At 64.6% G+C, this 339-nt stretch carries 1 pseudogene; it reads left to right on the forward strand.

The features are described from left to right. A pseudogene (locus EN852_RS37205) lies at positions 1-316 on the forward strand (alpha/beta hydrolase); the annotation flags it as partial. Positions 317-339 lie beyond the last annotated feature (23 nt).

Raw genomic sequence — 339 nt, forward strand, 5'->3', positions numbered from 1 at the left:
CCCGCTTGTCTTCCTCATGCGGCTGACGCCGATCTGGTCCAAGCTCAAGGCTGTGGCGCATACGCTGCCTTACGATGGTGCCATCGTGGCCGACGATCAGGGCGGCAAGCCGCTGGTCCCCGGCCGGTGGGCCTCGATGATGGTGCCGATATTGGTGACGGACGGCGGCAGGAGTCCGCTTTGGATGCGTCACGGCAACAAGGCTTTGGCCGATGCTCTGCCGAACGCCCGCTACCTGACGCTGGCTGGCCAGAACCACATGCTGAAGCCCGGCCCGCACGTGCCCGTGCTGGTGGACTTCTTTTACGGGCCATAGCAGCGACGCGGCCTTTTGATCAC

It is taken from the genome of Mesorhizobium sp. M2E.F.Ca.ET.209.01.1.1 (assembly GCF_004010375.2).
In the GTDB taxonomy this organism is placed as follows: Bacteria; Pseudomonadota; Alphaproteobacteria; order Rhizobiales; family Rhizobiaceae; genus Mesorhizobium.